The organism is Candidatus Thermoplasmatota archaeon, assembly GCA_029907305.1.
Taxonomy (GTDB): domain Archaea; phylum Thermoplasmatota; class E2; order DHVEG-1; family DHVEG-1; genus JARYMC01.
Genome location: JARYMC010000085.1, coordinates 1 through 6,179 on the forward strand (window position 1 = coordinate 1; position 6,179 = coordinate 6,179).

Sequence of the window (6,179 nt, forward strand, 5' to 3'; positions counted from 1 at the left end):
TGGAGGTTTTATGCAGATTTGTATTATGGAATTGCATGCACTAAATAAGGAGAAAGAATGAATTTGCGGGCAACACTGATTTTTCCAAAAAATTTTTATATATCTGCGCTGTATTAAACATGAGAGGGGGTAAGAACTGATGGAAGAAACCCTTTATAATATAGAAATACACAAGGATGAAGAGGGGTATTTTGGGAGGATATATTCAGATATCGATGGTGTAAAAGAGTTTAAAAGCAACAACATTGACAAGCTTTTGCGGGATATAACACTTGACATGCAGTTGGCTCTTGAAGAGTTCACAGGTGCACGTTCAACTGATTTAATTGACACCCTGGAGAAATAGCCTTTTTTCATCGCCCTTTTTATAGGGCAATCTTTTTAAATATTCCGCATATTTGGTGTTCTTACCTATACCTTATATTATATGGAGGATTAAATTTGAAATACACTAGGTTTGAAAAAGCACGTATCATAGGCGCCCGGGCTTTACAGATATCGATGGGTGCCCCATCGTTGATTAAAATACCAAAGGAGTTCATGGAGCCTATTGAAATAGCCATGTTGGAGTTCAAAGAGGGTGTTATACCCATAACAGTTAAGCATCCTAGTCATCCTACTACCAAGAATAATTAAAAGAGGAAAAATTTTATGAGTGAAGATGAACAAAAAAAGGAGATAGATACTGCTGATCAAAACTCTGATATGATGATTTCTGAGGAAACCTACATGACCTCTGGTGTACATATTGGGACTAGGCAGAAAACAGCTGATATAAAAGATTTTATTTATAAAGTTAGAAACGACGGATTGTATATTATTGATGTTAAGAAAACTGATCAGAGGATAAAGATGGTTTCTAAGTTTCTCGCTAAATTTGATCCCTCTAAGATCCTGGTTGTATCTGTACGTCAATATGGGCAGAAACCTATTAAAAAATTTGCTGAGAACACAGGTATGAGAGTGCTTGACGGGCGTTTTAGACCAGGTACTTTAACCAACCCGAATGCACAGGGTTTTTTTGAGCCGGATTTGTTGTTTGTTACTGACCCATTAACTGATGCGCAGGCTTTACATGAGGCTAGAAACCTTGGTATACCTATAGTAGGGCTTTGTGATACTAATAATGAGACAAAATACCTTGATTTAGTTATACCAACTAATAATAAGGGTAGACGTGCACTTGCTCTTGTTTATTGGCTTTTAACAAGAGCGGTGATGAAAGAACAGGGTAAGATCAAAAACTTTGATGAGTTCAACCTTCAAATAGAAGATTTTGAGGCTGAGTTATAAAAACAGTTTTTTTAAATAACCGAGTGTTGTTTACCTAATCTAAGAGGAGACATTAATTTGCAGGTTAAAATAGGCGATAACATTGTACTTGTTGGCACAGCACATGTTTCTAAGGATAGTGTCAATGAGGTTAGGAGTGTAATTGAGGAATACAAACCTGATGTTGTTGCTGTTGAGCTTTGTGAGAAAAGATATGATACTCTAGTTAACAAAGATAAATGGGAGAATACACCTGTTACCGCTCTTATCAGAGAGAACAGAGCCTACATTGTTCTGGCTCAAACATTTTTGGCTTCTATACAGCGTAGACTTGGTAAAGAATATGGTGTAGAACCTGGTTCTGAGATGATTGCTGCTATTGATGAAGCAAAGAAGAAAAACCTGAGGGTAGCGCTCATAGACAGGGATATCTCTGTTACACTCAAGAGGGCTTGGAGGAAGATGGGTTTCAGGGAGAAGACTAGGCTTGCTTGGGAGTTCATGAAGGCTCTTGTTGGGTATGACGAAGAAGAACTTGAAGATATAGATTTAAAGGAGCTGATGAAAGAAGATGTTATCTCTGCTATGATGAAAGAGTTTGGGGAGATAGCACCTGGCGTTGCTGATGTTCTTATACATGAGCGGGACGAGTACATAGCTAAAAAAATACTTGATGAAAGTAAGAATGGTAAGGTTGTTGCTGTTGTAGGCGCAGGCCATTTAAACGGCATCAAAGAATGTTTAGAAAAAAAGGAGCTAAAAGTTGATTTAAAAAACCTTGAGACTGTCCCTAAAAAACTTATAAGCTTAAGTAAGGTAATTGCAGTAGCTATACCAACAATATTTTTTGGGATAATAATATGGCTTATAATAACACGTGGGCCTAATGCCTTTAACCAAATTGGTAACATCTTCCTATTGTGGTTTCTCATACATGGTGCTCTCTCGGCGCTTGGAGCAGCAATAGCAATGGGTCATCCACTATCTATAGCAACCGCTTTCTTAGCAGCAACTTTCACATCACTTGAGCCTTTCTTTGCACCAGGATGGTTTGCAGGGCTTGTAGAAGCAAAACTGAGACCACCCAGGATCAAGGATTTTCAGGAGATAAGTAAAATCGAGGGGCTCAGAGATTTCTGGAGAAATAAGGTTATAAGGTTGCTTATGCTAGTAGCTCTAGCGAATCTCGGTAGCATGATCGGGACTTTCATAGCAGTACCATTGATATTAAGCATCGGGCTATCAGGTTAATCTTGTTTAAAAAAAATTATTTACTATGATTTGTTGATTAGAGATTGAGTATATGTCTGATGGAAAAAAAATCTACAGATCATTTCATGATATTCCACCTAGGGAGTACATGTATTTCCCAAAAGGTGTAATCGAGGCGGATAAACCTGGGCGATTCAGTAGGACAGAAATTGTGCATCTTTTAATCTCAATTGTTGTTCTAACAATAGCGTTTTCTTTTGCTTTCACAAATAACAACCTGTTTTATGGTATTGACATTAATTCTTTGATTTCTTTCTTACCTATATCACTTTTAGCTGTTTTAACAGCGTTTTTTTTCCATGAGCTATCACATAAGTTTATGGCACAAAAATATGGTTTATGGTCAGAGTATAGAATGTACCCCCTTGGTTTATTATTAGCATTGTTATTAGCATTTTTTACAGGCTTTGTGTTTGCAGCACCAGGTGCGGTAATGTTCAGAGGTGATTCAAGAAGTTTTGAAACAGGACGGATAGCAACTGCTGGGCCTCTCGCCAACATGGTAGTAGCATTGGTAACATTAATATTATATTTTGTCTTCTTTGAATCAATAATAGGCCAAGTTATTGGCTTCATTTGCTTAATTAATGCTTTCCTGGCTACATTCAATCTGCTACCATTAGGATCGCTTGATGGTGCTAAAATTGTGAGATGGAACGCAACAGCCTGGGTTATATTATTTAGCATAGGCATCGCGATTATGGTCTATGGTATGACAAATATATCATTTGCTCCCTGATTTATTAGACAAAAAAAAGTTTGTTTTAAAACTTTAATTTTTTCTTCTGTTTTTCCTGTTCACGTTTTATTTTAAGAAAAGTTTTCTCCCTTTTGCTTTGTTCTATTTCTGCTTCTCGGTTAATTAGTTTCCTTTTTTCTTCCTCTACAGGTATCTCCTGTTCAGTTTCTCTATGTGTTTTAATATTTTTTGCTGGTTTCTTGAAAATACTTACAAACTTAGCAATCGAGTTAACTGGAAGTCTAAAGGCGTCTTTAGGAATATCTATCAGCTTTTTCTTCACTTTTTTTTTTCTACTGTTTTTTCCTTTTTTGATTTGCGAAGGAATAAAATTATTATGACTAACACTATAACAGCGATTATGCCGAATAGGAGAGCAGAAAGAGCAGTACCGCTAAGTACCATCGAAAAACCAAGGTTTTTCATCTGGAAATTTAAAGTGTCTACCTTTGTTAATTCATACATATAACCACTTGGTGCAGGAAATGGCTCAGCGTATACATCTACAGTAAAACCTATAGTTTCGTCATGATGCCCAAATTCATAAGGTGGAGTAACAGTCAAATACACTTTTCTTTCGCCTTTAGGAAGAACAGGCACGGAATTAGGCGGCGTAATAGCCCAGCCATTAGGGACGTTGTTTGTTTCAAAATAGAATTTAACTTCATAAGTAGCATCATTGACAAGGGTTATAGGGAATTTATATGAGCCGGGTGGGCTAATCTGAGCATAGTTTGATTCAGTATAAGCACCGACGAAGTATAGAAAGTCAGGGGTAACAGTAACAAAGATATCACACATTGATTCTGACCATGTAAGTTTTTTGTCTGCTTTAGCAATAATCCTTAGTTCGTGTTCCTTGACATATGGCGCCTCGGGAGTTACACTCACAGTTAAAGTAACTTTTTGAGGTTTATCAGGTTCCATCTGCAAAGTACTACGATCAAGAACAGCTGTAATCCAATCATAATCATTTCCAGATACTTCTAGATGTACGGTAGTTGGCGGTATATATAATACAGGTTTAGTACCAGGAATAATAGGAACTAAACTATATGTTACATCAAAAGTAAATGATACTGGCTTACCTGGGCTCAGTGTTCCATTATTATGATCTGTTCGCTCTATTTTGAGAATAGTACCACGTTTGAGAATAGTACCACGTCCACTACCAGCACTTTCTGCACTAACAGAAAAACTGCTAGCAAGTAAAACAAAAATACTAGCAAGTATGATTCCTGCAACAAGACTTGCTTTGAATTTTCTTAGATTCTTCATCATTTTTCAATCACCATTCGATTTTTTTATATTTTCATTATATTATTTACTTTTACCCCTATTTAAATATTGTTGTACATTTCTTACATTTTTTATATATATTTGATTTAATTAAAGAATTATATATAACTTTCCTTATATAAAAGGATTTCCTTTTTATATACATTTCGGGCGTCTGAACCATTTTATCTAAGGAGTTTATCATATCATTGCCTTATATAATATATTTATTATTTATACGCCATATTATCTATTAGGAATACAAACATACTTTCTAAACATAAATCCAGATACAGATCTCGTGGTTTTACTTCATTGTCCGTCCTTAACATGTTATCATATTAATTTATAACAAAAAGTTATATAAATACATTATGTGAGTATAGTCACAAAATAGAGGGTTTTTGTTATGGTAACAATAAGCCACATCGTACAAAAATTAGTAGACGACAAGATATTCATACAAGAACCAATGAGCAAAGGAATAGTCTCATATGGATCTCTGGCAGAACAGCTAAAACCGGAGATAGAAGAAGAACTCGGCAAAAAAGTAAAAACACACGCAATAGTAATGGCATTAAGACGATACACTGATACTATAAAAGAAAAACATAAGGAAATAAATTTTGATTACTCATCAGAAATCATATTAAAAACAGATGTATGCGACATTGCACTACTTAGATCTTCTTCTCTACTAAAAAACTAAAAAGTTTATACGACGTCGTGGATTTTGAAAAAGGAGATATTCTAAATATCATACACGGTGGACATGAAGTTAGTGTAGTGACTAACGAGAGATACAGAGAAAAACTACTCTCTTTGTTAAAAGGAGAAAAAATCCTTAATCTAGAAACAAATTTAGTGTGCCTAACTCTTACATATTCAAAGAATTATCTTTACACACCAGGTGTTATTTATAATGTTGTCAGAAATCTAGCTTGGGAAAACATAAACATTTTTGAGATAGTATCGACTAATACTGAGCTGACTTTTATTTTGCATAAAAAAGATGCTGTAAAAGGCTACAAGGTTCTAGAAAAATTGGTTGAAAGAAAGTAAAATTTGATAGATAATTACAAAAGAAATAGCATTTATCTTAAACAGTCTATAAATAAAGTTATAATTTATAATTTTTACATGACGATAACTCTTTATTGTACAACGTCAATATCTGTGCTCTCCTGTTTATTTTGGTTTTCCTCTGTTTTTGTTTCTTTTTTCTTCTTAGGAGCAGTTACTCTAGATGGGAAATACGATAGTATAATTATATCTGAAACAGCATTAACCCATCTATATGGTACAGCGACATCTACATTACCATCTACTAGCGCAGGGTTTGTGTTAGTGACAAGTAGGCTGCTTACGCGCTTCTCATCCATATCCAAGAAGATGTTTTTAACATATCCAATGTATACTCCATCGCGTGTATAAACAGGTAATTTCAGAAAAGATGTAATCTCACTTGCTTTTATGTTAGGGTCTTTTTCAATCATGAGACCAAAATACATTATCTAATATTAAAATGTGATGGTAAATTGGGCGTTGTCCGAATAATAGTGAGGTGAAAAGTAAAAATTATATTGACTCAACATAAAAAAAATACATTTATTTAGTC

Annotated in this window: 10 protein-coding genes; 7 read left to right on the forward strand and 3 right to left on the reverse strand. The window is 34.9% G+C overall.

The window, feature by feature from the left end:
* Positions 1–139: 139 nt before the first annotated feature.
* The 5 genes from QHH19_06290 to QHH19_06310 all read left to right on the forward strand — a co-directional run bounded on the left by QHH19_06290 (position 140) and on the right by QHH19_06310 (position 3,283).
* Positions 140–346: a hypothetical protein gene (locus tag QHH19_06290; protein MDH7517934.1), complete on the forward strand. Its 207-nt coding sequence runs from the start codon at positions 140–142 to the stop codon at positions 344–346.
* A 95-nt stretch (positions 347–441) separates the two neighbouring features.
* On the forward strand, positions 442–636 hold the full coding sequence (locus tag QHH19_06295; protein ID MDH7517935.1) for a DNA-directed RNA polymerase subunit K: 195 nt from the start codon (positions 442–444) through the stop codon (positions 634–636).
* Positions 637–651: 15 nt separating this feature from the next.
* Complete coding sequence (gene rpsB, locus QHH19_06300) at positions 652–1,293, forward strand: 30S ribosomal protein S2 (protein MDH7517936.1); 642 nt, start codon at positions 652–654, stop codon at positions 1,291–1,293.
* A gap of 57 nt (positions 1,294–1,350) precedes the next feature.
* On the forward strand, positions 1,351–2,523 hold the full coding sequence (locus tag QHH19_06305) for a TraB/GumN family protein (protein MDH7517937.1): 1,173 nt from the start codon (positions 1,351–1,353) through the stop codon (positions 2,521–2,523).
* A gap of 52 nt (positions 2,524–2,575) precedes the next feature.
* The gene (locus tag QHH19_06310; GenBank protein ID MDH7517938.1) at positions 2,576–3,283 is read left to right on the forward strand and encodes a site-2 protease family protein; all 708 of its coding nucleotides are present in this window, start codon (positions 2,576–2,578) and stop codon (positions 3,281–3,283) included.
* Positions 3,284–3,308: 25 nt separating this feature from the next.
* Here QHH19_06310 and QHH19_06315 read toward each other — a convergent pair whose 3' ends face one another.
* Both QHH19_06315 and QHH19_06320 read right to left on the reverse strand, forming a co-directional pair.
* On the reverse strand, positions 3,309–3,566 hold the full coding sequence (locus QHH19_06315; protein ID MDH7517939.1) for a hypothetical protein: 258 nt from the start codon (positions 3,564–3,566) through the stop codon (positions 3,309–3,311).
* Entirely contained in the window at positions 3,563–4,564 is a 1,002-nt protein-coding gene (locus QHH19_06320; protein MDH7517940.1) for a hypothetical protein, read from the reverse strand. The genes QHH19_06315 and QHH19_06320 overlap by 4 nt, the downstream gene beginning before the upstream one ends.
* 406 nt (positions 4,565–4,970) lie before the next feature.
* Here QHH19_06320 and QHH19_06325 point away from each other — a divergent pair, with 406 nt between their 5' ends.
* Positions 4,971–5,270 carry a hypothetical protein gene (locus QHH19_06325; GenBank protein MDH7517941.1) on the forward strand — a complete coding sequence of 100 codons (300 nt, stop codon included), beginning with the start codon at positions 4,971–4,973 and terminating at the stop codon, positions 5,268–5,270.
* Positions 5,271–5,287: 17 nt separating this feature from the next.
* Entirely contained in the window at positions 5,288–5,623 is a 336-nt protein-coding gene (locus QHH19_06330; GenBank protein MDH7517942.1) for a hypothetical protein, read from the forward strand.
* 92 nt (positions 5,624–5,715) lie between these two features.
* On the opposite strand, the gene QHH19_06335 is transcribed toward QHH19_06330, so the two are convergent.
* The gene (locus QHH19_06335) at positions 5,716–6,057 is read right to left on the reverse strand and encodes a PRC-barrel domain-containing protein (protein ID MDH7517943.1); all 342 of its coding nucleotides are present in this window, start codon (positions 6,055–6,057) and stop codon (positions 5,716–5,718) included.
* Between the last annotated feature and the right edge of the window lie 122 nt (positions 6,058–6,179).